At 47.9% G+C, this 24,315-nt stretch carries 22 protein-coding genes; all 22 read left to right on the top strand.

Going from position 1 to position 24,315, the window contains the following annotated elements; genetic code table 11:
* Positions 1–56 precede the first annotated feature (56 nt).
* The 22 genes from MHB43_RS26475 to rpsN all read left to right on the top strand — a co-directional run bounded on the left by MHB43_RS26475 (position 57) and on the right by rpsN (position 24,292).
* Positions 57–1,010, top strand: a complete 954-nt coding sequence (locus MHB43_RS26475; protein ID WP_405130786.1) for an aminoglycoside phosphotransferase family protein — start codon at positions 57–59, stop codon at positions 1,008–1,010.
* Positions 1,011–1,227: 217 nt separating this feature from the next.
* Positions 1,228–1,506: a glutaredoxin family protein gene (locus MHB43_RS26470; RefSeq protein ID WP_405130785.1), complete on the top strand. Its 279-nt coding sequence runs from the start codon at positions 1,228–1,230 to the stop codon at positions 1,504–1,506.
* Positions 1,507–1,828: 322 nt separating this feature from the next.
* Entirely contained in the window at positions 1,829–3,172 is a 1,344-nt protein-coding gene (locus MHB43_RS26465) for an LLM class flavin-dependent oxidoreductase (RefSeq protein ID WP_405130784.1), read from the top strand.
* A gap of 172 nt (positions 3,173–3,344) precedes the next feature.
* The gene (locus tag MHB43_RS26460; protein WP_405130783.1) at positions 3,345–4,988 is read left to right on the top strand and encodes an ABC transporter substrate-binding protein; all 1,644 of its coding nucleotides are present in this window, start codon (positions 3,345–3,347) and stop codon (positions 4,986–4,988) included.
* Positions 4,989–5,029: 41 nt separating this feature from the next.
* The gene (locus MHB43_RS26455) at positions 5,030–5,962 is read left to right on the top strand and encodes an ABC transporter permease (RefSeq protein ID WP_036605816.1); all 933 of its coding nucleotides are present in this window, start codon (positions 5,030–5,032) and stop codon (positions 5,960–5,962) included.
* Between the two features lie 61 nt (positions 5,963–6,023).
* A complete protein-coding gene (locus tag MHB43_RS26450) occupies positions 6,024–6,941 on the top strand; it encodes an ABC transporter permease (RefSeq protein ID WP_405130782.1) in 918 nt (305 codons plus the stop codon).
* A 123-nt stretch (positions 6,942–7,064) separates the two neighbouring features.
* The gene (gene ssuE, locus MHB43_RS26445) at positions 7,065–7,613 is read left to right on the top strand and encodes an NADPH-dependent FMN reductase (RefSeq protein ID WP_405130781.1); all 549 of its coding nucleotides are present in this window, start codon (positions 7,065–7,067) and stop codon (positions 7,611–7,613) included.
* 69 nt (positions 7,614–7,682) lie between these two features.
* Positions 7,683–8,555 carry a LysR family transcriptional regulator gene (locus MHB43_RS26440; protein ID WP_145325170.1) on the top strand — a complete coding sequence of 291 codons (873 nt, stop codon included), beginning with the start codon at positions 7,683–7,685 and terminating at the stop codon, positions 8,553–8,555.
* A gap of 240 nt (positions 8,556–8,795) precedes the next feature.
* Positions 8,796–9,854: an LLM class flavin-dependent oxidoreductase gene (locus MHB43_RS26435; RefSeq protein ID WP_405130780.1), complete on the top strand. Its 1,059-nt coding sequence runs from the start codon at positions 8,796–8,798 to the stop codon at positions 9,852–9,854.
* A gap of 50 nt (positions 9,855–9,904) precedes the next feature.
* Positions 9,905–11,131, top strand: a complete 1,227-nt coding sequence (locus tag MHB43_RS26430) for an amidohydrolase (protein ID WP_405130779.1) — start codon at positions 9,905–9,907, stop codon at positions 11,129–11,131.
* Between the two features lie 295 nt (positions 11,132–11,426).
* Positions 11,427–12,287 (top strand): diaminopimelate epimerase, encoded by an 861-nt coding sequence (locus tag MHB43_RS26425; protein ID WP_339179045.1) that lies wholly within the window; start codon positions 11,427–11,429, stop codon positions 12,285–12,287.
* Between the two features lie 43 nt (positions 12,288–12,330).
* Positions 12,331–13,125: an SAM-dependent methyltransferase gene (locus MHB43_RS26420; RefSeq protein ID WP_221820963.1), complete on the top strand. Its 795-nt coding sequence runs from the start codon at positions 12,331–12,333 to the stop codon at positions 13,123–13,125.
* A gap of 56 nt (positions 13,126–13,181) precedes the next feature.
* Entirely contained in the window at positions 13,182–14,483 is a 1,302-nt protein-coding gene (locus MHB43_RS26415; protein WP_339179041.1) for an opine metallophore biosynthesis dehydrogenase, read from the top strand.
* Positions 14,484–14,710: 227 nt separating this feature from the next.
* Positions 14,711–16,339, top strand: a complete 1,629-nt coding sequence (gene cntA / locus MHB43_RS26410) for a staphylopine-dependent metal ABC transporter substrate-binding lipoprotein (protein WP_339179038.1) — start codon at positions 14,711–14,713, stop codon at positions 16,337–16,339.
* Between the two features lie 13 nt (positions 16,340–16,352).
* The gene (gene opp1B / locus MHB43_RS26405; protein ID WP_133387061.1) at positions 16,353–17,285 is read left to right on the top strand and encodes a nickel/cobalt ABC transporter permease; all 933 of its coding nucleotides are present in this window, start codon (positions 16,353–16,355) and stop codon (positions 17,283–17,285) included.
* A complete protein-coding gene (gene cntC / locus MHB43_RS26400; RefSeq protein WP_405130778.1) occupies positions 17,285–18,181 on the top strand; it encodes a staphylopine uptake ABC transporter permease subunit CntC in 897 nt (298 codons plus the stop codon). The genes opp1B and cntC overlap by 1 nt, the downstream gene beginning before the upstream one ends.
* Positions 18,162–18,971 carry a staphylopine uptake ABC transporter ATP-binding protein CntD gene (gene cntD / locus MHB43_RS26395; RefSeq protein WP_405130777.1) on the top strand — a complete coding sequence of 270 codons (810 nt, stop codon included), beginning with the start codon at positions 18,162–18,164 and terminating at the stop codon, positions 18,969–18,971. Before cntC ends, cntD begins: the two co-directional genes overlap by 20 nt.
* Entirely contained in the window at positions 18,972–19,724 is a 753-nt protein-coding gene (locus tag MHB43_RS26390) for an ABC transporter ATP-binding protein (protein WP_405130776.1), read from the top strand.
* A 14-nt stretch (positions 19,725–19,738) separates the two neighbouring features.
* Complete coding sequence (gene cntE / locus MHB43_RS26385; protein WP_221820958.1) at positions 19,739–20,932, top strand: staphylopine family metallophore export MFS transporter CntE; 1,194 nt, start codon at positions 19,739–19,741, stop codon at positions 20,930–20,932.
* A gap of 41 nt (positions 20,933–20,973) precedes the next feature.
* A complete protein-coding gene (gene cntE / locus MHB43_RS26380) occupies positions 20,974–22,194 on the top strand; it encodes a staphylopine family metallophore export MFS transporter CntE (protein WP_339179028.1) in 1,221 nt (406 codons plus the stop codon).
* 312 nt (positions 22,195–22,506) lie between these two features.
* Positions 22,507–23,703 (top strand): GTP-binding protein, encoded by a 1,197-nt coding sequence (locus tag MHB43_RS26375; protein ID WP_221820957.1) that lies wholly within the window; start codon positions 22,507–22,509, stop codon positions 23,701–23,703.
* Between the two features lie 319 nt (positions 23,704–24,022).
* A complete protein-coding gene (gene rpsN / locus MHB43_RS26370) occupies positions 24,023–24,292 on the top strand; it encodes a 30S ribosomal protein S14 (protein ID WP_036605831.1) in 270 nt (89 codons plus the stop codon).
* Positions 24,293–24,315 lie beyond the last annotated feature (23 nt).

Here is a 24,315-nt window from a genome sequence, read left to right as displayed (position 1 = left end):
GCAGTTATCATCAAGCGTAACTTGGGATCATGATATAGGGATAGGGAGGATGCGGGATGAAGAATTCTATAGTCAGACAAGCCGAACAGATTGCCAGTGATTTTTTGCTGGAAAAAGTAACATGCTCACATCATATCATCGGTAAAGGTTTTGTTAATCAGGTCTGCCTGGTGGAGACGGCAAGTCATAAAGTGGTTGTACGCATGAACGATCCAGATACATATTCTACCTTTGTGAAAGAAAAATGGTGCATCGAACAAGCGGCGAGTGCCAGTATTCCTGGGCCAGAGACATTGTCCGTTGGGGTCAACGCTGAACATGCCTATATGATTCAAACGTATGTGGAAGGGGATAACGGGTTGGACACGACAGTGCCCACGTCTGTGATTTGGAGGAAACTCGGTGAGTACACACAACGTATGCAATCCATCCCGGTGGCAGGTTTCGGAAGGGAAATGCATGATCCCGTACAAAACCAATTTTACTCTCCCCCTCATGCAGGATCAGATGGCAGTTGGCAAGGATATGTGCAATACAATATCAATAGTCTCACGGAGCAAGATCCATTGATTGAGCTTGGTGTCATTACGATGAAGGAATCACAGCTCGTAAGGCAGTGGTTCGAACAATTGAAATTGCAAAAGTTCAGCTTTGGTTTATGCCATGGCGATCTCTCCTTGAAGAATACAATCGTAAGTTCAATGGGTGAGATTACCCTTCTGGACTGGGGGAATGCGGAGGTCACCGTCGTGCCGTATGGCGATATCATTCAACTCATGCAATGCCAGCTACGGGGTGAAGGTCCTGACAAGGAAGAATTGAAAGCGTTTTTAGAAGGATATGGGACAGGCACACAAGAGCAAGAGCGCGAACTGAATCAAGCGAGCCGTGTGTTGTTATTGAAAGCTTTTGATACCCTGAGGTGGGCTATAGATCGAAGTCCGGATCAGATCGAGTTCTACACTGATTTAGCAAAACAAGCTTTTAAACAGGTTAAGAGGGGCCAATAGTGATTCATTCCTGTAAAATAAACCATCTTTCAAATTTATAATTTAATCTTTCTATTTGGTTATAGGTTTATTCTATTAGCAGATCCATTGACGCAGGAAGGGCACGGGAGTACATTTAGAGCCATAATTCTTATTTAACAGATGGGAATTGAAGGTCTAGGGCGTTCATATTCAATCGCCCAGATCTTGATCTTAAAACTAATCAGGAGGTATGTCGATGTCATCATCAACCAAAAAAGTCGTGCTGTGGAGCAAAACAGGCTGTCATTTCTGCGGGGAAGTGAAAGCATTTCTGACAGAGCAAAACCAGCCTTTTGAGAACATTGAAGTGCAGGGTAATGACGTGCTGCGTGATGTGCTTGAAGCAAAATATGGCATTCGGCATGTACCTGTCATTGAAGTGGGAGGGGATGGCAAGTTTGAAGCCTTGCTGGAACCTGATCTGGAGAAGCTGGCGGAACTTCTGGCACGAGCGGACGAAGCGGCAGCAGTCTAACGGGAGTTGATATATACCTTTGGAGCAAGCCGTTCCGGCTGCTGCATGATGCAAGATCGCAATTGTACAGCAGCTGGAACGTTCATAAGTTATGGCTTACTTGGGATGTAAATGGTCTTATTTACATCTTCAATGTTCATATAGAAAAAATCTATTAGTCACGCTGTTGACCCTTTAACGGGGCAGTGATAAGATTTGTGAAATTAAAACAAACCAAACTCATAGGAATAGTTAACTTTTAAGTTATTTCGCATACTTAATCAGTTCAGTTGGCCCTTGATCATTCTTTTGAAGATTCTAATCCAAGGAAGGCGGAGTGCATATGACAGCGAAACGCAGTTTGAAATTTGGAGCCATTATTCATGGGGTTGGAGGAAGCAACACCACATGGAGACACCCGGAGGTTCTGTCGGATGCCAGCGTTAACTTTGGATTCTACAAACGTCAGGCACTGAAAGCGGAGGAAGGCAAGTTCGATCTGGTCTTTATCGCAGACGGTCTGTATATTACCGAGAAATCCATTCCCCATTTCCTGAATCGCTTCGAACCAATCAGTATCCTCTCCGCTTTGGCTGCCGTTACTTCACGCATTGGACTGGTGGGCACCCTCTCGACATCCTATAGTGATCCGTTCACCGTAGCCAGACAGTTCGGTTCCCTCGATCAGATCAGTGATGGCCGTGCAGGCTGGAACGTCGTGACTTCTCCGCTGGAAGGTACAGCAAAGAACTATAGCAAGAGCAGTCACCCTTCGCATCCGGAACGTTATCGCATTGCCGCGGAATATTTACAGGTAACCAAAGGGTTGTGGGACTCTTGGGAAGATGATGCCTTTGTAAGAGACAAAGAGAGCGGTGTATTCTTCGATCCATCCAAGCTGCACACGCTTAATCATGAAGGAGAGTTTTTCTCCGTACAAGGTCCGCTCAATATTGCCCGTTCACGGCAAGGACAGCCGGTGATTTTCCAGGCAGGTTCATCGGAAGATGGCAAAACGCTGGCAGCGCAAGAAGCGGATGCTGTCTTTACTGGACACGATACAATTGAAGATGCACAGGCATTCTATAAGGATGTCAAATCACGGGCGGCTTCCTATGGACGTTCTGCACAGGATATTGTTATTCTGCCAGGTATCAATCCCATTGTTGGGCAAACCGAAGAGGAAGCTGAACAGAAATATCAGGAGATCGCGAGCCTGGTTACCATTGATAAAGCGCTGGATTATCTGGGACGTTTCTTCGAACACCATGATTTCTCCCAATATCCGCTGGATGAACCGTTCCCGGAGCTGAATGGCATTGGAAGCAACAGTTTCCGCAGTGGAACCGACAAGATCAAGAAGGATGCCAAAGAGCAGGGATTGACCTTGCGTGAAGTGGCTCTGCGGGCAGCAACACCGCGCAGCAAATTCCTGGGCACACCGGAGCAGGTCGCTGACAAGATTCAGGAATGGTTTGAGACGGAAGCAGCGGATGGTTTCATTATTGCTTCGGAACTGCCAAGTGGATTGTCTGATTTTGTGGAACTCGTTGTGCCGATTCTGCAAGAACGCGGCCTGTATCGTACGGACTATGAACACGATACATTGCGAGGTAACCTTGGGGTACAGATTCCGGTTAACCGTTATACGGCTGCGAAGAAGCAAGTTGTATCTGATTTGGCATAACGGATAGGGAGCGAACGAGCATCTGATGTTGTCTGGCTGTTTTCTCCAACCGGTAATGAAATCAATTACTACGTTTTGTACTGCTTTAAAACCGACTTAATTCATAGGATATATAGAGTATTGGTATAAACATCAATTAAATGACACCTGTATACACAGAGGGGGAAGCGATATGAACAGGTCTATCTCATGGATGAAATATATGGCATTGGCAGCAGTATTGGTGATGGTATTATCCGGTTGCGGAGCGGCGGGAGGCAGCACGAACGTTGCAGCACAGGCTTCGGGCGGGAATCAGGCCGGGCAAGCTGAAGGAGGCAACCTGACTTTTGCACTCGCGACTTCACCGGATACGCTTGACCCTCATCGTAGTGGGCTTGCCGTAACGGTACGCGCCATCCGGACGATCTACGACAATCTGGTCGTGCAGCTGCCTGATGGTTCCATCAAACCTTGGCTTGCCACGGAATGGAGCGTATCTGAGGACGGCAAGAGTTATACATTCAAGCTGCGTGAAGGTGTGAAGTTCCATGATGGTACACCGTTTAATGCGGAAGCCGTGAAATACAATCTGGACCGGGTGATCGACCCAGCCACCAAAGCTGCCAATTCTCTGGCCCTGATTAGACCCTATAGCTCCTCCGAAGTCATTGATGAATATACGATCAAGGTAAATCTGGAATCACCATCGCAAGCCTTTCTCGGCAATTTGAGCCAGGCGCTGCTGGGGATCGTATCCCCTACGGCTGCCCAAAAATATGGCGATCAGCTGGGTAAAAATCCGGTGGGAACAGGTCCGTATACCTTTGTGAAATGGGATGAAAATGCGGATATCGTCGTTGCCAAAAACAAGGATTACAACTGGGGACCTGAGACGGTTGAAAATAAAGGCGCGCCCCATGTGGATACGATCACATTCAAAATTGTACCGGAAGAAGCGACGCGAATCGGAAGTGTACAGAGTAGTCAGGTACTCGCTGCCGAGACGGTTCCACCGCAGAATATCGCTGCATTAAAAAACGATCCGAACCAGCAACTGTTGCAGGCCAACACAGTTGGACTGCCATACACACTCTTTTTCAATCTGCGCAAAGCGCCTTGGGATGATGTGAAAGTAAGGCAGGCGGTACAATCCGCCGTAGATGTGGAATCGATTGTCAAAACATTGTATCTGGGCAACTACGAACGTGCGTGGTCCGCACTGTCTCCTGGAATCCTGGGTTATAATGCATCGCTGGAAGGAAGCATCAACCCGGACATTAACAAAGCCAATCAGCTGCTGGACGAACAAGGCTGGGTGAAAGGTGCTGATGGTATTCGTGCCAAAGACGGGCAGAAGCTGACCCTTCGGTATGTTGATGGTTCGCCCAATCGGGAGAAACGCAATGACATTGCTGCCATTATCCAGCAACAGTTGAAACAGGTTGGCATTGCCGTTGAAGTCGAGATTACAAAAGATATCGCAACAGTCATCTATCAGAACTGGGATTATGATCTCTATGGCAACAGTCAGGTCAATTCCGATCCGAATGCCTTGTATGCTTTCTACCATACGAGTGCAGAGGGCGAGCGTCCGACATTGTCCGGTTTGTCTGATCCAAAGATCGATGAACTGTTAGAGCAGGGAGCGGTCGAGACGGATCCTGATAAACGTGTGGAGATCTATAATCAGATCCAACAATACCTGATTGAGCAAGCGGTAATCTTGCCAATCTATGTATTTCCGTATACGGTCGCAGCATCCAAAAAGGTCGAAGGCATCAAGTTCGATTCGCTGGGGTATCCACTCTTTAACGACGTCCGCATTCAGCCCTAACATGAACGGCCAATCCAGATTCAGGAAGGAGATATCCCGGTATGGTTCAAACGATACTGTCACGACTTGCAACATCGCTTCTGGTTATTTTCGGAGCTTCGGTGCTGGTGTACTGCATCATGTATCTTCTGCCGGGTGATCCGGTTCTGCTCATGCTGGACCCGTCCTCGGCTACCCCGGAGATGATCGAGAATCTGCGGGTCCAGCTTGGACTGGATCAGCCGTTTTACATCCAGTTTGCGAACTATTTCGGTGATATGCTGCGTGGGGATTTTGGTAAATCAATGATCAATTCCGATCCGGTTCTGCCCAAAATCCTGGAACATTTTCCGGCTACGCTGGCTTTGACCGCACTCAGCTCAATCATTGCCATCACGATTGGAATAACACTTGGTGTATTGTCTGCGATTCATCGCAATGGCGTGATTGATTTCGTCGCCCGGCTCGTTGGACTGTTTGGCATTTCCATGCCAACCTTCTGGACGGGGATTCTGCTCATCCTGTTATTCTCGGTACAGCTTGGCTGGTTCCCGGCCATGGGGTCCGACGGATTCAGCTCACTGGTTCTTCCGGCGGCTACGCTGGGTCTCGTGGGTGCAGGATTTATCGTTCGGATGGTGCGGAACAGCATGCTGGAAGTGATCAATGAACCGTTTATTGTGGCATTACGGGCCAAAGGACTTTCGGAGCGTGCCATCATGTATGGTCATGCACTGCGTAATGCGCTTATTCCTGCTGTAACGGTAATCGGCATGCTGATCGGTGATCTGCTTGCGGGCACCGTTGTGGTGGAAACTGTCTTCTCCAGACAAGGAATCGGCCGAATTATTGCGGATGCGCTAATGGCCAAGGATTTGCCAGTGGTGCAAGGGGTTGTCTTCTTTACATCCATTATCTATGTGGTCTTGAACCTGCTGGTGGATATCTCGTATTCGTACATTGATCCCCGGGTTCGGCGTGCAGTCCGCACATGATCATGGATAGAACAGTCAGATGTGTCCTGACGCGGAGTTATGAAAGGAGGAGTTGTTGCTCATGAGCATGAAACCTTTGGCTGGTGACAAAAAAGCATGGGCCGGCAGTGTAGGACGTATCCGTCTGTGGAATCGCCGCCCTTGGCGCTATCGCGTCTCATTCGCGGTATCCCGATTATTCTTTTATGCAGCATTGCTGGTGGTGGTGTTTACTGTGGCATGTGCGATTGTACCCGGCTGGATTGCGCCCTATGATCCAACTCAGATGATGACGGATGCCATTCTGCAGGCTCCTTCTGCTGCGCATCTGTTCGGGACGGACTATTTCGGTAGGGATATCTTCAGTGTGGTTGTGCATGGAAGCAGGGATTCGCTGCTCATTGGATTTACTTCCGTTCTTGTGGGCGGTATTGTCGGTAGTGCTCTGGGTATTATCTCCGGATATGCCGGAGGATTTGTTGATACCATCACGATGCGGGCTGTCGATATTCTGATGGCTGTACCCGGCGTGCTCCTTGCATTGTCTGTAGCAGCTGCTCTCGGGCCAGGACTGATGAACATTGCACTGGCTGTTGCGGTTTCCTCCATTCCGGGCTACGCACGGGTGATGCGTGGGCAGGTCATATCAGTTAAAGGTCTTCCTTTCATTACAGCGACACGTTCACTGGGCGGTTCCAATGCACGTATTTTCTGGAAACATGTACTGCCACATTCGTTGTCACCCCTGCTGGTCATGGCTACGCTGGGCGTAGGGACATCAATTCTAACGGGCTCCGGACTCAGTTTTCTGGGACTAGGGGTGTTGAAGGAAATACCGGATTGGGGCTCATTGCTCTCGCAAGGTAGAGGGTATCTGACGGTTGCCTGGTGGATCTGTACGTTCCCGGGTCTGGCGATCACGTTGTTTGTACTGGCGGTTAATCTGATTGGAGACGATATTCGCGATCGGCTGGACCCCAAAGTAAAAGGAGCGGCTTGACCGCTATTCCAAAATATAAGAATTTATAAGTTTCACCCTATCCATTTTTATATTTCACTGCGAAACGGTAGCTGTGCCACCAGAGGACAGCGACAGCCGTTTACGCTTGAGGAGGAGAAATTCATGTCACATGTTGTCATTATTGCCGGATCACCTTCCAAGCGTTCGCGTTTGACAGGTCTGACGGATTACAGCAACCAAAAATTAACGGAGGCAGGCATCACCGTTGAAGTCATTCATGTTGTGGATCTACCCGCTGAGGATCTGGTGCAAGCCCGGTTTGACAGCTCATTCATTCGTGATGCACTTGCTGTCGTGGAAGCGGCGGATGCAGTTATTGTGGCTACACCGGTATACAAGGCATCATTCTCGGGAGTACTCAAGCTGTTCCTGGATCTGATTCCGCAAGAAGGGTTACGGGGCAAGTTGATACTCCCACTCGTTATCGGTGGCTCTATTGCTCATCTGCTCGCCATTGATTATGCATTGAAGCCTGTTCTGGCAGCCCTTGGTGGAAGACATATCTTGGGTGGCGTGTATGCTGTGGATCAGGGAATCGAACGACTGGATGATGGGAAATTTGTGCTCTCGGCGGATATTACTACACGTCTGGATCGGTCGCTGGATGAATTGTTATTGACACTGGAAAAGGATGGGATTACGATATCGTAAAACCAAGTAAATTTATTGGATAAATCAATATAAGATCAAACGTCTGCGGACGTGGATACGGAGGCGCTCATGAATATCGAGAATATTGAAGCATTTGTATATATCAATCATTATGGAAGCTTCAATAAGGCTGCCGAAGTACTCTTCTTGTCCCAACCTTCGGTCACAGCTCGCATTCAGTCACTGGAAAGGGAGCTGGGCTGCAAGTTGTTTGATCGGCTTGGCAAACAAATCGTGCTGACAGAAGAAGGTCGGAAATTCCTGCCGTATGCGCAGCAAGTGCTGCAAGTGATTCAGAAGGGCAAGCAGAAGATTCAGCAGCGCCGGACAACACCGGATGCTCTTCGGCTTGGTAGTACAGTATCGGTATCCAACTATGTCATTCCCGATTTTCTACCCAAGATCAAGGAAGCTTACCCCGAAATTAATATCAAATTGACGACAGCAACGACGGATCAGCTGATTGCCAAACTGCTTGGTCAGGAGATCGATCTTGCTTTTGTGCGCAAGGTCATGCATCCTGCGATCCGTACAGTTGCTTTTTATGAAGATCCGATCCAGCTCTATGTGTACAAAGGGCATCCATTCATTGAGAGCGGGCATGTCAGCATGGAAGCCATCCGGAATGAGCAACTGGTCTTTTTCGAATGTGGTTCACTGGACTGGCTTCGCATTCACCGGGCTTTCGACTCGCTGGAACATCCGCCGAATATTACATATCATGTCGATAATTCGGAGACGGCGAAGAAACTGGTTATGCAAGGGGCAGGCATTGCCTTTCTCCCGGGACTCACGGTGAAGAAGGAAGTGCAGAATCAGGAGTTGTTCCCCATTCAGGTACATGAGGTGGCTGGTGTATCGTTGCAGATCAGCGTCGTCACGTTAAAAGAAGAATATTCGCCATTGGCAGAGCCCTTCGGGGAACTGCTGCGAAAGTTATAGAGCGTCTAACGATGAATCTGACTTTTACACCAAAACGGAGAGTGCAGAACCAATCTGAAGAAGCGAAGCGTGCGCATTTATCAACAGATTTTTCCCTTGAACCAAGGGAGTAAAGAAAATCTGGGGATAAGAGTGATCGGAAGATGGTACTGCAATCGGAGTGATAAAGTGTAACATCTCCAGTTCAACTTAATAGTGATTCAAGAATAGTGGTTCAGCACAATCAAGGAGGAGAAGGATATGAGTATTCGTGTTGGCATTTTGGATCAGACCCCGATCTATGAAGGGGAAACGGCAGTGGATGCTTTTCGACATACGATTGAGCTGGCACAACGGGCAGAGCAGCTGGGATTCCATCGGTTCTGGGTATCGGAGCACCATGATTCAGGGCATGTTGCAGGTTCCTCCCCAGAGGTACTCATCTCCCACTTGCTTGCGCATACAAAGCGGATTCGGCTGGGGTCCGGCGGAGTAATGCTCCAGCATTACAGTCCATACAAAGTCGCCGAGAATTTCAATATACTCGCAGCGCTCGGACCAGGAAGAGTTGACCTGGGAATCGGCCGTGCACCAGGCGGGTTACCACGTTCGACACAGGCGTTGCAGGAAGGTATTCAGGAAGCCGCATCTCTTCAAGAGAAAATCGTTCAGGTGAAACGATACATCCACAATGAGCCGCTTGAAGATCAGTCGCATCCACTTGCAGGTCTCAGCGCTTCGCCTGTGTCCGACATTCCAGCGGAGCTGTACGTACTTGGAGCAAGTGTTGATAGTGCGGGCATGGCTGCGGAACTGGGACTCCCATATGTCTTTTCGCTGTTCATTAACAGTAATATAGGGGTAGCGCTTGAAGCGATCCGTGTATATCGTGAACAATTCGATCGTTCCCAGGGACGAGAGCCTTATGCTGCACTAGCCATATCGTTAATTGTGGCCGAAAGTGAGGAAGAAGCGGAAGGACTTGCGAGCGAGCATATGCTGGTGAAGATCCATCTGGAGAGTGGGAAGGTGCTGACGGTTGGTTCTGTGGAACAGGCGGAAGAATTCGGACGTCAATCAAACGAAACCTATCGGATCGAGATTTTGGAGCCAAGTGTGACCCGGGGTACGAAGGAAAGTGTAGGTCAGGCGCTGCTGAAGTTCCAGCAGGAGTTTGCTGTGGAAGAGTTCATTGTGACTACAGCTACACGGGACTTTACCAAGCGAATTCGTTCATTCGAATTGTTGCGTGAAATTTTGGCAGAGCAGGGACTCAGTGAATTTGCACTGGAATCCAAGGAAGAAGCAGCAATCGGATAGAAGTAGGCAGTGAAAATAGCAGTGAATATATACGAATGGGAGGCCATGTGATGAAAAGTGATCTGGAACAGCCCAAGCAGCATTCTGAGCAACAAGTACAGGGCCCCGAGCATGAACTGGACGGTGAACGGGCGGAAGAATTCGCGGAACGTTTAATCACCATTCGACGACATTTGCATCGTAACCCGGAATTGTCCGGCGAGGAAAAGGAGACGACAGTTGCCATTCGCGGTTGGCTGGAAGAGGAAGGCGTTCGTATTGCAGACGAATATGTGCTGCGGACAGGGCTTGTCGCTGAAGTGGGTCAAGGGGACGGTCCTGTTGTTGCCTTAAGAGCGGACATTGATGCGCTGCCCATTCAGGAAGAGACAAAGCTGGAATTTGCCTCCCAAGTAGATGGAAAGATGCACGCTTGCGGACATGACGTGCACACGGCAATTCTGATTGGTGCTGCACGATTACTGAAACAGCGCGAGTCCATTCTACCGGGAAAAGTACGGTTGATATTCCAGCCATCGGAGGAAAAAGCAACGGGTGCTCGGCAAGTGATCCAGACTGGCGCATTATCCGATGTTCGGGCGGTATTCGGGTTACATAACAAACCTGATCTCCAGGTAGGTACGGTGGGCATTCGGGAAGGCGCATTGATGGCAGCAGCAGACGGTTTTGTTGTCAAAGTGGAAGGTGTAGGCACCCATGCAGCCGTGCCTGAAGCCGGCATTGATCCAATCGTGGTTGCCGCACATATTGTTACGGCATTACAGGCCATTGTGAGTCGCAATGTGGGAGCACAGGAGAGTGCTGTAATCAGTGTCACCAAGCTCCACAGCGGCACAGCCTGGAACGTCATTCCGGATGAAGCGATACTCGATGGCACAGTGCGTACCTTTGATGAGAAAGTGCGTGCACGGATTCGCGAGCGTTTCAATCAGGTAGTCGCCGGTGTGGCAGCAGCTTATGGCACACGGGCTACGGTTCGCTGGATTCAGGGACCACCTGCCGTGGTCAACGATGAGTCTCTCGCATCTGCGGCGGAGCAAGTTGCAAGTGAGATTGGATTGAATAGTGTTAGACCGCTACCTTCTCCAGCAGGTGAGGACTTCTCTTTTTATCAAAAAGAAGTTCCGGGCCTGTTCCTCTTCCTGGGCACCTCTGGCCCGCATGAGTGGCATCACCCTGGCTTTGATATGGATGAACGGGCTCTGCCGCTGGGAGCACATCTTCTGGCAGCACTGGCTGAACGGGCATTGCACAATGTGCAAGCACATCAGGAGTGAGGGACGCAGTTTATCCCTGGATCATATCCAGATCGAAACGGTTCCGTTCTGCGGCAACCGTTTTTCGTATTTGTTGAATCTTATCAGACGGTGTAATTATGGCTAGGGCTGGCGCAGAAGCGTCAGCTCTGTTTGAGTTTTCTTACAGGAAGAGCAGCTAAAGGTATTGTTAAATTTTATTTTTTTAATGGAAATATTTGTTGACGCTTCCCAAAAAGATGTGCTATATTTTTCTCGACGTTTAATCGTAATAATTACTATTAGATAAAAAAGGAGAACAGGAGTAGTCGCTGCGATGAAACAGGAGATCGATTTTATCAAGTTCAGTCCCACCCAAAACATGACGATTCTGGTTAAAACAGATCATGCAGCCGAGCAATACAGTCATATTGCTACCCGCCTAATGTCGTATGACAACGTTTACGCTGAGCAAGTGGGATTCATTGAACCAACGAGGAGACCGGAAGCTGCTTCTCATCTGGAAATGGCCGGAGGAGAGTTCTGTGGCAATGCCTGTATGGCACTTGCAGCACACCTCGCATCTGAAGCAGGACTGGCACATCAGGAATCTATGGATATCATGTTGGAGGTTTCCGGAACTGACCAATTGATCATGTGCCATGTGAAGAAACAGCAGAACGAATACGACTGCCAGGTAAGCATGCCGATTCCGAAGCAGATCGAACAACGAACAATCCGATACGAAGGCATCGAACTCGATATGGTGATCATCCGGTACGCTGAGTTCATCCATATCGTGATCGAAGTTGATGACTTCGACGATACGATGAAGAAGAGGGCACAGACCCTTGCAAGATTACTGGGACTAACCCTGGGGGATAAGCTGATTGGTATCTTGTTATATCAATCACACTTGGAAGAAATGGCCCCACTCATCTATGTTCCGGAGCTGGACAGTCTGATCTGGGAAAGAGGGTGTGGTTCGGGTACGGCCTCCGTAGGAGCGTATCTCGCATGGAGCCAGCAGAGAGGAATTACTCAGTACATCAAGCAGCCCGGTGGTGCAATCAAAGTGGTGGCCGAGTGGGATGGCGCAGAACTTGGGAGCATTACGATTGAGGGATCTGTTGGCATCGTGGCTCAGGGCAAAGCCTTCATAGATGCTCCAGCAGAATGGAGCGTTGTAAACGCATGAGGGACATGATACATGATCGAGACAACGTATAGGGGGAAAAGAAATGATCACATTGGTCCATTTTCAGACATGTTTGAGTGAATTTGCAGAGAAATTCGATAAGCTTGCGAACAAGTATGATCATACGATTCAGCATAGTGCAGAGCTTGAGGCTGTGATCAATGACTACTCCCGCTTTGTGACTGATCAGAACAATAAGGCAGCCTGGGAACAGTTGGAGCATTCGGAGTTGGAAGAACTGGATTCGCTTGTATGGCAGTTAAGAAATAAATCCGCCCAGTGTGTGGCGATCATGGAGAAATATCGTGCATTGAAGTTAGAGAACGGGGATGTGCAGATTGCCGATTATTTCAAAAATATAGAAGAGTGTATCGATAAAGAATTTGGTAGTTTCCATGTCACCTCCGATTCCAACGTATTGCTGGTAGGCTCCGGTTCATTCCCCATGACACCATTACTCATTGCCAAGCGAACAGGTGCACAGGTTGTCGGGATCGATATTGATGAAGAGTCCATTACACTCGGGCGAAAAGTGGTGGATACACTGGGTACGGGTTTGAAGATTCGTTTGGAGTCAACATTGCTGGAGGATCTGGATTATACCAGGGAAGCAACCCATATCATTTTCAGCTCTACGGTGGCCCCTAAATATGAGCTGCTTGATCAACTGCATGCCCTGACGAATGCGCAGGTGGTTGTAGCCATGAGATACGGTGATCAGTTGAAGTCCTTGTTCAATTATCCCATGAGAGAGACGGACAGCAACAAGTGGAAGCTGGTGGATACGATCCTGCGCCCGGATGATGTGTTCGATATTGCGTTGTATCAAAAAGCATAACCATCCAAGTCAATCCCGATGGAGTCCAGATTGAACTTTGAATATAGGAGGCATATATGAGTAATCTTCAGCGAATTCTGATACTCGGAACCGGACCTGCATCCATTCAGCTTGCGGCAACGCTCAAAGATCATCTCAACTGCAGTATAGGCATTGCGGGGAGACAATCGGTTCGTTCAGCATCCGTATTCTCAGCCCTTGAAGAGAACAATCAACGTATTCAGGTCAGCATTCAAAATGAGAAACATCAATCGCTCGCAGGTGAGTGTTACGTTGATCATGTGTTCAAGGGATATGACACCATTGAGGGTGAATGGGATACACTCATTTTGGCGGTTACCACCGATGCTTATATCGATGTATTGGAACAAATGAAAAATGAATTCATTAAACAACTGAAATGTATCATTTTGATTTCTCCAACGTTTGGGTCGAATCGACTCGTGACCCATTACATGAGAGAGCGGAATGCAGAGCCGGAAGTGATCAGCTTCTCCACCTACCTTGGAGATACCCGTTGGATGCACGAACATCCGTCCAATCATGTGATTACAACAGGGGTTAAGAAAAAGGTCTATATCGGTTCCACTCGTTACCCGTCTGAACAGGTCAGCAAGCTACGCCAAGTGTATGATCGTTTGGGTATTGTGCTGGAAGTGATGCGATCCCCACTGGAGGCGGAAACGAGAAATATCTCGTTGTACGTGCATCCACCCTTGTTCATGAATGACTTTTCATTAGAAGCCATCTTTGGAGATTCGGATATTCAGAAGTACGTATACAAGATGTATCCTGAAGGTCCGATTACACAAGTTTTGATACGGGAAATGCGGGCACAGTGGCAGGAGATTATGAATATTACGGACCGACTTGATATTCAGGGAGTCAACCTGCTTCAGTTCATGACGGATGACAACTATCCGGTTCGATTAGAGAGTATATCACGCCAGGATATCGAGAATTTCAATCAGCTGCAGGTCATTCATCAAGAGTATTTATTATACATACGGTACACCTCATTATTGATTGATCCATTCTCGGAACCCGATTCGGGAGGGAAATATTTCGACTTTTCAGCAGTCCCATTCCGTAAAACGTTTATGAACCGCGAAGGGGAATTGGACATTCCTCGTATGCCCAAGGAAGATTACTACCGCATCAAAATCATTCAGGGCATAGCCAGACACCTCGATGTGAGCTGTCCAACCATTGATCAATTTATCGCCAGGTATGAGGCGAAAATTCAGGAAGTGGTTGACGCACACCCGGACCAGCGCTTGTCCAATGCCTTTGTAATCCAATCCTTTGACGAGGATATTCGCATGATCTGCACCGGACTTGTAAGTAACAAGGTTTAATTACATCTCAAATTAATCAAGTTGAACCTGATGTTTACATCATAACGGAGAGTGTAGAACCAATCTGAAGAAGCGAAGCGGTCGCCTTTATCCCCAGATTTTCTCTATGGAAAAGAGAATCAAAAAAAATCTGGGGATAACAGCGATCGGAAGATGGTACTGCAATCGGAGTGGTCCGATGTAACCTACAAGGTCTGCTTGTAACTTAATCATCAGGAGGAAATGTTGTGAAAAAGGGTCTTACTTTTACATCCATACTATTGCTGGTGTCTGCCATTGCGCTGCTCGCCGGATGCGGACAGAGCCCAAAAGAGAAAGAGAGCGCACAAACGGAGCCTGCCAATAGCCAAGTACAAACGGAACTTATCTATGCTTCTGCCAAAGATATTAATGATATGAACCCTCATCTGTATACAGGCTCCATGCCTGCGCAAGGGATGGTATATGAGTCTCTGGTGGAAAACACCCCTGACGGAATCAAGCCATTGCTGGCTGAATCATGGGATATTTCCGAGGATGGCAAGACTTATACCTTTCATCTGCGACAAGATGTGAAATTCCATGATGGGGAGCCGTTCAACGCAGAGGCGGTTAAACAAAATATCGATGCAGTACAGGCAAATGCCGAAAAACATGCTTGGATCAAGCTGTCTACCAAAATCACGAGTGTAAAGGTAATCGATGAGCATACGGTGGAGCTGACGCTGTCGGAAGCCTATTATCCGGCACTGGTGGAATTGTCAATGACAAGACCTTACGTCTTCATATCACCCAAGGATTTCAAGGATGGTGGAACCAAAGACGGAGTAAGTGGTTTCCACGGCACAGGACCATACAAGCTTACTGCTCATAAAGTCGAAGAGAATGCCACGTTTGAAGCCAATGAAGACTATTGGGGTGGTGCACCTGCAATCAAGAAAATCACATCCAAGGTTCTTCCCGCAGGTGAAACGACATTCCTGGCACTACAAAAGGGAGAGATCAACTTTGTGTTCACCGATGACCGGGGAGCAGATAGTATCGATGTCGAAGCCATGGATCAATTGGCTGAATCTAGTGGTTATCAAGTGGTCCGAAGTGAAGCAATGAATACGAATATGATCGTAGCCAATAGCAGTCGCCAGAATAGTCCGGTTCAGGAAACGGCAGTGCGGGAAGCGTTATGGGTGGGCATTGATCGGGAAACGATCAGTAAAGATATTTTCAACGGAACGCAGACTGTAGCGGACACGCTATTTTCAGCCAATGTCAATTACGCCAAGGTAGACCTGAAGAAACGGGAGTATGATCCGGAATTGGCTAAAAATCTTCTGGACCAAGCTGGCTGGACATTGGCAGATGGTGGAGGGGTGAGAACGAAGAACGGTCAGCCTTTAGCCATGAAATTATACTATGACAGCAACTCGTCTTCACAGAAAATACAGGCCGAATTGATCCAGTACTCCATGAAAGAATTGGGAATTCAGCTTGAAATCTTGGGCGAAGAGTCCACTTCCATTGCGAATCGGAGAGCCACCGGGGAATATGACCTGCTCTTTAATCAAACCTGGGGGCTGGCCTATGATCCACAGAGTACCATTGCTGCATTTACGTCTGATTCAGCATACAAACATACGACAAGCGGAATTGCCGAAGCAGATGAACTATATCAGAAAATCGATGCGGTTATGGTCTCCACGGATGAGGCTTCACGCCAATCCCTGTATGCTGACATTATGAAGATCGTCCATGATGAAGCAGTCTTCATCCCGATTACCAACGGGCGTGTCACCGTAGTCGCTCCTGAGAATCTTGATGGAATCTCATTCAAACAGACCCAATATGAACTACCTTTTGAAAAAATGAATTTTAAATAGAGCGGAGATGGCTATGGGAAGTTATATCGTCAAAAGGATTCTGTTAACCATCCCTTTACTGATTATCATTTCATTTATAACGTTTGTTCTGATTAATCTATCTCCCTTGGACCCGGCGGTTGTGGTGTTACAGGCACAGGAAGTTCCGCAGATCACAGAGGAATTAATTGCCCAGACGAACAAGGCATTGGGGTTCGATCAGCCGTTCATGATCCAGTATGTGAACTGGATCATGGCTGTTGTGCAGTTGGACTTTGGTAACTCTTATGTATCTGGTGAACCCGTATGGTCATTGATGGGGCCGGCTTTTATGAACACATTGAAGTTAACGCTTGTCTCATCGGTATTCATTATTGCGCTGTCCATCCTGCTGGGTGTGATCTGTGCCATGAGAGAAGGCAAGCTGCTGGATCGATCGGTCAGAGGTGTATCATTTTTCCTTACCGCCATGCCATCCTACTGGCTTGCAGCCATGATGATCTGGTATTTTTCCGTCAAGCTGGACCTGTTACCTACTAGTGGCATGGACTCGTATCGAAGCTACATTCTGCCGGTGATTGTAATCACGGTGAGTTATACGGGCATTTACTTCCGAACGGTTCGAAGTTCCATGCTGAGCAATATGAATGAGGACTATGTGTTATATGCACGGGCAAGTGGTCTGAGTGAGAAGAAAGTTACTCTGCATATTCTAAGAAATTCATTACAGGTGGCTGTGTCCATCTTTTGCATGGCGATCCCGATTGTACTAGGCAGTACGGTAGTCATCGAAAATGTATTTGCCTGGCCGGGACTCGGTAGGCTCAGTGTAAAATCCATTTTAAGCAGGGATTTTCCGATTATTCAGGCGTATGTTCTGATGTTGGCTGTAACCTTTGTCTTATTTAACACGTTATCCGACATCATTAATGCGGCGATGAATCCTCGTTTGAGAAAGGAATTCTGATGCGAATATTGAAGAATCTGAGCAAAGACAAGCTTGCGTTGACCTCTTTGGTAGTGATTATGGTCGCGATTATGGCGGGCGTACTGGCTCCGCTTATTGCGCCGCATGATCCTGGACAAGTGAATATGAAGCTTCGTTATGCCTCCTCATCCTGGGATTATTTATTAGGCAATGATCATCTGGGCAGATGTGTATTATCCCGGCTTATCTATGGTATCCGTCCAAGTGTGTTATGGGTTCTTGTTGCGCTGAGCCTTTCTGTTCTGATTGGAGCTATTGTTGGATTCGTCGCGGGTTATTTCAAGGGGAAAGTGGATGCATGGATCATGAGAGTCTGTGACATTATGCTGTCTTTCCCCGGATACGTGATGACACTGGCGGTGGTCGGTATTTTGGGTGCAGGACTAGAGAATATTTTGATTGCCTTTGTGTGGATGAAATGGGCGTGGTTTGCCCGCGTTATTCGAACGTCAGTGATGCAATTCTCCGATATGGATTATGTAAAATTCGCCAAAGCCTCCGGCACACCCAGTCTGAGAATTATAACCAAACATATTGTTCCAGTTACCTTTGCCGATATTGCTGTCATTGCCAGTGGTTCCATGTGTTCGATGATGTTGCAGATCTCCGGCCTTTCCTTTCTGGGGCTTGGAATCCAGGCTCCGCATGCGGAGTGGGGGATGATGCTCAATGAGGCGAGGGAAGTTATGTTCTCCAGACCTGAATTGATGTTGGCACCAGGCCTGGCCATTGTGGTGGTGGTGTCTGCTTTTAATTTTTTATCGGATGCCCTTCAAGTAGCTCTGGACCCCAAATTGATGACCTCTCAAGGTAAGTCTGACAAGTCTTACGAAAGTGAGGTGAGAAAGACGGCTTATGAATATAGTCGAGGTTGAACATTTGAAAGTATGGGATACCAATACAGGTAAAGTGATCATTCATAACAGTTCATTCGAAGTTAAGCAGGGAAGCTGTATGGCCATCGTGGGGGAAAGTGGTAGCGGGAAGTCCGTTACGTGCAGGGCTATCATGCGACTGAACAAGCCATGGATTCGCCAATCGGGCACAATGTTATTTCAGGGCGAAGACCTGAACCAGCTTTCGGAACGGGAGATGCGGCGTAAGCGGGGCAAACATCTGTGTATGATTTTGCAGAATGGCATGAGTGCATTTGATCCCTCCTGTGTTATTGGTGTCCATATTCGGGAGACGCTTCAGCAGCATTTTGGCTGGAATACCCGCGAGATTGAGCGGAAAATCATCAATGCCATGGAAAGCGTCATGCTCAGACATCCGCGCGAGATTCTGAATCAATATCCACATCAGCTGTCCGGTGGGATGCTGCAACGAATCATGATTGCACTGGCATTGGTGCTTGAGCCCGATCTCATTATTGCGGATGAGCCGACAACGGCGCTGGATACGATCTCCCAATATGAAGTGGTGGAGCAATTGATTCAATTACGCGAACGCATGGGCTGTTCCATGATGTTCATCTCCCATGATCTCGGCGTCGTTCAGAAGATTGCAGATGACGTGATGGTCATGAAAGACGGCAAGATCGTCGAGCGTGGTAGCATGCATTCTGTTTTGACAGAGCCGGAGCATGCCTATACGAAGTATCTGGTCTCTACCCGATTGGAGCTGAGCAATCATTTTAAGGCGTTGATGCAGGAGGACTTATAGATGCTAAAGGTGGAAGGTATTGAAAAATCATATAACCAAGGCGGACTGTTCTCCAAGCACAGACAACAAGTTTTGAAACAAGTTACCTTTGAATGCCGGCATGGCGAATGTCTGGGCATCATCGGTGAAAGCGGAAGCGGCAAATCGACGTTGGGCCGTCTGATCCTGGGCATTGAACGGGCGGATCGTGGAACGATCTCGCTGGATGGTAAAGACGTACAGGATCGACGTGTACGGATGGGTAACCTCAGCGCCGTTTTTCAAAATTATACGTCATCCATCAATCCATTTCTTAATGTGGAAGCTGCCATTATGGAACCTATGCAAGCGCAGCAGAAGCTACGGAAGGATCAGGGCAACTCAGAAAAGGTAGATCTGTTGCTGAATCAAGTTGGACTGGACCCTTCCTATAGATCCAAATATCCGCATGAACTATCCGGCGGGGAGGCTCAGAGAGTGTGCATTGCCAGGGCCATCTCGACAGCCCCAAAACTTATCGTGTTCGATGAAGCGATCAGCTCACTGGACGTGTCTGTTCAGATTCAGGTACTGCAATTGTTGAAAGAGCTTAAGGAAATCTACAAGCTGAGCTATGTCTTTATCACGCATGATATACAGGCGGCAGCTTATATCTGTGACAGGGTTATCATTTTCAGAGAGGGTCAGATTGAAGAGATCGTTCCTATTGAGCAGCTAAAGGATGTTCAGTCAGACTATGCGAAGAAATTATTGAAGCATTTAATTACATTTTAGGGGGAACACCCATTGTGAGTGGAGCGATGTCTTGGCCTTTTCTACGCTTGTACATACTGGTTCTTCTGTATTTTAGTGCCAATGCCATTCTTAACGTGATCATCCCATTGCAAGGGGCGTCTTTGGGCGCGAGCGGTACAACGATTGGACTGATCATGGGCGCTTATATGTTCACAACCATGTTTTTCAGACCCTGGGCAGGTCGGATTATTCAAAAGCACGGTCCGATCAAAATATTGCGTTTGATTCTGATCATCAATGGATTTGCGCTGATTTTATATACCTTTACGGGACTCGGAGGTTATTTGGTTGCTCGTATTTTACAAGGTGTATCAACAGCGTTCTTCTCCATGGCCTTGCAGATTGGCATTATTGATGCTCTTCCGGAGAAAGATCGGTCACAGGGAATTTCGTATTATTCGTTGTTCAGTTATATACCGGGGATCGTGGGGCCTGTAATCGCGTTAGGAATCTGGCAGACGGGTGGTATGGATTATTTTACAGTGGTTCTGATCGGCATTGCCGTCTGTACGGGCGTCTTCGGATATACCGCCAAAATGGAACCAAGCAAAGAGCAATCTGCTGAGAATCTTTCGGAGCAGAACGTGAGTATGTGGGAATCCTTTGCTCAGTTGGTGAAAAATCCGTTTCTGTTTCGATGCAGTGTATTGATGCTTGCGGCTTCCGTTGTATTTGGTGCAATTACAACTTTTATTCCGCTGTATGCGAGCCAAGTACCAAATGGGAATGCGGGTGTGTATCTGATGCTTCAGGCCGGGACGGTTGTGCTGGCTCGAATCATGCTCCGGAAAAGGATTCCTTCTGATGGGAGATGGCATTCTCCTTTTATCATGGGTACCCTGTTTCTTTTGGCCGTTGCTGCCCAATGTGTGAGTTTTTCGGTGACAGGAGGCGTAGTCTTTTTCTATGTCGGGGCTATATTCATGGGCATTGCTCAAGCCATTCTGTATCCGACGCTCACGACCTATTTGTCTTTTGTGTTGCCTAAGCTGAACCGGAACGTCCTGATCGGGTTATTTATCGCGATGGCTGATCTGGGGATTTCTCTGGGTGGTGTGATTATGGGACCCGTCGCTGACTTCTCTTCCTATTCATTTATGTACATGATCTGTGCTATCCTAGGAGCGGTAATGATCGTTTTTGCCTATGAACGGCGAAGACCCGTGACAGGTACATCTGTGAGTTGACTGCCAGGAGAGAAAGTGGTGACGAACGTTTGAAGGCTTCAATGACAGCAACATCCAATGGAAAATTAAATCCGGTATCCTTTTCGTTTATCCGGTTTTATATGCTGGCCTTTTTATTTTTTGCGGCAAATTCAGCTTTGACGATTATTCTGCCTCTGAGAAGCGAAGCCGCTGGATTGAATCAGGCTGAGATTGGTCTGATGATGGGGGCATATATGTTCACCTGTATGCTCTTGAGACCTTTTGCAGCGCAGCTGCTGGGTAAGCATGGGCCGCTTCGAGTGATGCAATGGCTGTTGCTTTTGCATGCGGGAACGCTGCTGCTGTTTGTTGTTTTTGGTGTGGAGACGTATCTGTGGTTGCGGGCCCTGCAAGGGGTAGCTACGGCCTTTTTCTCCATGACGATGCAGGCAGGCATTGTGGAAAAGCTGGAGGACAAAGACCGGGCACAGGGGCTGTCCATGTACACCCTGTTTACGATGGTTCCTTCTCTGGTCATTCCGATCCTCGCCATACAAATCTGGGAAAATGCCAGTGATCTGGCGTTTACGCTGCTGATGATCGGACTGGCGGCGCTGCCACTTCTGATTGGATATAATGTGGATTTGCCGCGGAGTACCGTGCAGAACAAATCGTACACCTTGGGCGATATGTTTCGTTCATTCGGCGGCATCTGGCGCAGTACGCCACTGCTGATTAGCAGTGTGGTGATGTTGTTTGCGTCCTGCGTCTTTGGGGCGACAGCGACCTTTCTTCCCCTGTATATGGTATCCACCGGAATGGCGAGTGCAGGGGTATTTCTGACGATACAGGGATTGGTTGTGATCCTGTGCAGGTTTATTTTGCGCAAAAAAATTCCGTCCGACGGTAGCTGGAATACCTGGCTGATGGCAGGGTTAATGCTGTGTGCAGCACTGGGTACCCAATTACTCAGCTTAATGGAGATCATCGGGCCATTGGTGTATCTCTCCGCGGTGTTCAGCGGCTTTGCCCTGGCACTGTTGTACCCGACATTAACCACATATCTGTCTTTTGTGCTGCCTGCGGATTCCAGATATGTACTCATGGGGATCTTCATGTCCTCGTATGACCTCGGATTCTCTCTGGGAGGACTTGCGATGGGATTCATTGTACAGGTGAGTTCTTATTCGACCATGTTTATGATCTGCACGTTGCTCTCTATTGCGGCTATGCTTCTGGTGTTGATGTTCAGGCAACGGATGGAAGCGGGGAATAAGGCTACATCTGTGGTGTCTGTATAAATTGAACTAAAGAACATTTACACGGATCACTTCAATTTCTAATTTATATTGATATAGTCCGCTGTCTAGCCTATCCCGCATGTATTGCGAACATTTACAGAGGAGGTTTATGACTCACTTCTTGCCAAAACGTATCCTCAGGATGCGAAAGTGCAAGGGCCGGTCATGAGCCTTTTTTTTGTTTTTTTGCAGCTTGAATCAAAAATAGTTTGACAACGACCGTCCAACAGGATTATAGTCATTATTATTAATCGTAATAATTACTATTAAGATCTGAATTACACAGACTGCACATATAAGGAGTAGAGATCTATGACACAAAAGCAAGTTCCGGTAACCGTACTGAGTGGTTACCTCGGTTCAGGGAAAACGACGGTTTTGAATCATGTGTTGAACAACAGACAGGGGCTTAAGGTTGCCGTAATCGTCAACGACATGAGTGAGGTGAACATTGATGCTGCGCTGGTCAAGGGGGAGGCAACCTTGTCTCGTACTGAAGAGAAGTTGGTGGAACTGTCCAACGGCTGTATCTGCTGCACCTTGCGGGATGATCTGATGCAAGAGATTGAGAAGCTGGTGAACGAAGGCAAGTATGACTATATTTTGATCGAATCCACCGGAATCAGTGAACCTGTTCCAGTTGCACAGACCTTTACATACGCCGATGAGGAGTCGGGTATTGATCTGACTCGCCTGGCCCGATTGGATTGTCTGGTAACGGTGGTGGATGCCAATCGATTCTGGCATGATTTTGGATCAGGACAGAGTCTTCTGGATCGTAACCAGGCGACCGGAGATGAGGACACCCGTGACGTCGTAGACTTGTTGATCGATCAGATCGAAACCTGTGATGTACTGCTGCTGAACAAATGTGATCTGGTCGATGACACCGAGCTGAACAAGCTCGAAGGTATCATCCGCAAGTTACAGCCTAACGCCAAGATCATTCGGACCGAGAATGGACAGGTGAATCCGTCTGAGATTCTGAATACAGGCCGCTTTGATTTCGAGAAGGTGAGCATGTCCGCTGGATGGATTCAGGAACTGGAGAAGGAGTCGCACACACCGGAAACCGAGGAATATGGCATTGGTTCCTTCGTATATCGCCGCAGAAAGCCATTCCATCCTTCCCGTCTGGCTGAGTTCATGAGTTACTGGCCGGAAGAAGTGGTACGTGCCAAAGGTTTGGTATGGCTCGCGGCTGAAGGGGACGTTGCTGCAAGCCTCAGTCAGGCAGGGCCATCCATTCAGTTCGGTCCTGCGGGACATTGGGTCGCGGCGTTGCCAGAAGCGGACAAAGAAGAGATTTTACGTAACGAACCGGATGTTCTGGAGAAATGGGATGCCCAGTGGGGAGATCGTCAGACGGAACTTGTCATGATTGGGATCGAAATGGAGCGTGAGAGCATTGAAGACGAGCTGGACCAGTGCCTGCTTAGTGATGAAGAAATGCTGGCTGACTGGGGCCATTTCGACAATCCGCTGCCATGGCCTGTGGAAGTCGTATAACTCGGAAGATGATGTTTTGCATTGGGAGTAGCGCTGTATAAGCACATCTATATAAATTGAAATAAACATTTACACAAAACGGAGAGGACAGAAAGAACCTGAAGAAGCGGAGCGTTCGCCTACAAGCTTTCTGCAAGAAAGCTACATCGGAAGCATACGCTATCCCCGGATTTACCCTTTGTAAAAGGAATCAAAAAAATCTGGGGATAACAGCGATCGGAAGGTTGTTCTGTCATCGGAGTGTGCAGTGTAAATATTCTTTAGTTCAATTTATATAGATAAATAAACATAAATTCAATGGATAAAGGAGCTGTCATTCATGGCTAAAAAATCTAAAGTGGTACGTGAGAAGCAACGTCAGGCAATCGTGGCAAAATATGCGGACCTGCGCCGGGAGTTGAAGGAAAAAGGGGATTATGAAGCATTGCAGAAATTGCCGCGTAATGCATCTCCGACCAGACTAAAGAACCGTTGTGAAGTGACAGGCCGCCCGCGGGGTTATCTACGTAAGTTCAAGGTGTCTCGGATTAAATTCCGTGAATTGGCTCATCAAGGACAGATTCCTGGTGTAACGAAATCCAGTTGGTAAAATGATCAAGGGTGTATTTGGCT

This window comes from Paenibacillus sp. FSL H8-0317 (genome assembly GCF_045040685.1).
Classification (GTDB): domain Bacteria; phylum Bacillota; class Bacilli; order Paenibacillales; family Paenibacillaceae; genus Paenibacillus.
Note: the sequence above shows the minus strand (reverse complement) of the source record. Positions and strands in the feature narration are given on the sequence as shown.

Bases quoted from the DNA above. Each gene is read 5' to 3' on its own strand.
- ssuE (WP_405130781.1), top strand. From the start codon at position 7,065: ATGTCACATGTTGTCATTATTGCCGGATCACCTTCCAAGCGTTCGCGT.
- MHB43_RS26455 (WP_036605816.1), top strand. From the start codon at position 5,030: ATGGTTCAAACGATACTGTCACGACTTGCAACATCGCTTCTGGTTATT.
- cntC (WP_405130778.1), top strand. From the start codon at position 17,285: ATGCGAATATTGAAGAATCTGAGCAAAGACAAGCTTGCGTTGACCTCT.
- MHB43_RS26430 (WP_405130779.1), top strand. From the start codon at position 9,905: ATGAAAAGTGATCTGGAACAGCCCAAGCAGCATTCTGAGCAACAAGTA.
- MHB43_RS26420 (WP_221820963.1), top strand. From the start codon at position 12,331: ATGATCACATTGGTCCATTTTCAGACATGTTTGAGTGAATTTGCAGAG.
- MHB43_RS26450 (WP_405130782.1), top strand. From the start codon at position 6,024: ATGAGCATGAAACCTTTGGCTGGTGACAAAAAAGCATGGGCCGGCAGT.
- MHB43_RS26475 (WP_405130786.1), top strand. From the start codon at position 57: ATGAAGAATTCTATAGTCAGACAAGCCGAACAGATTGCCAGTGATTTT.
- MHB43_RS26415 (WP_339179041.1), top strand. From the start codon at position 13,182: ATGAGTAATCTTCAGCGAATTCTGATACTCGGAACCGGACCTGCATCC.
- MHB43_RS26425 (WP_339179045.1), top strand. From the start codon at position 11,427: ATGAAACAGGAGATCGATTTTATCAAGTTCAGTCCCACCCAAAACATG.
- MHB43_RS26435 (WP_405130780.1), top strand. From the start codon at position 8,796: ATGAGTATTCGTGTTGGCATTTTGGATCAGACCCCGATCTATGAAGGG.
- MHB43_RS26465 (WP_405130784.1), top strand. From the start codon at position 1,829: ATGACAGCGAAACGCAGTTTGAAATTTGGAGCCATTATTCATGGGGTT.
- cntE (WP_339179028.1), top strand. From the start codon at position 20,974: ATGACAGCAACATCCAATGGAAAATTAAATCCGGTATCCTTTTCGTTT.
- rpsN (WP_036605831.1), top strand. From the start codon at position 24,023: ATGGCTAAAAAATCTAAAGTGGTACGTGAGAAGCAACGTCAGGCAATC.
- MHB43_RS26375 (WP_221820957.1), top strand. From the start codon at position 22,507: ATGACACAAAAGCAAGTTCCGGTAACCGTACTGAGTGGTTACCTCGGT.
- MHB43_RS26460 (WP_405130783.1), top strand. From the start codon at position 3,345: ATGAACAGGTCTATCTCATGGATGAAATATATGGCATTGGCAGCAGTA.
- opp1B (WP_133387061.1), top strand. From the start codon at position 16,353: ATGGGAAGTTATATCGTCAAAAGGATTCTGTTAACCATCCCTTTACTG.
- MHB43_RS26440 (WP_145325170.1), top strand. From the start codon at position 7,683: ATGAATATCGAGAATATTGAAGCATTTGTATATATCAATCATTATGGA.
- MHB43_RS26470 (WP_405130785.1), top strand. From the start codon at position 1,228: ATGTCATCATCAACCAAAAAAGTCGTGCTGTGGAGCAAAACAGGCTGT.
- cntD (WP_405130777.1), top strand. From the start codon at position 18,162: ATGAATATAGTCGAGGTTGAACATTTGAAAGTATGGGATACCAATACA.
- MHB43_RS26390 (WP_405130776.1), top strand. From the start codon at position 18,972: ATGCTAAAGGTGGAAGGTATTGAAAAATCATATAACCAAGGCGGACTG.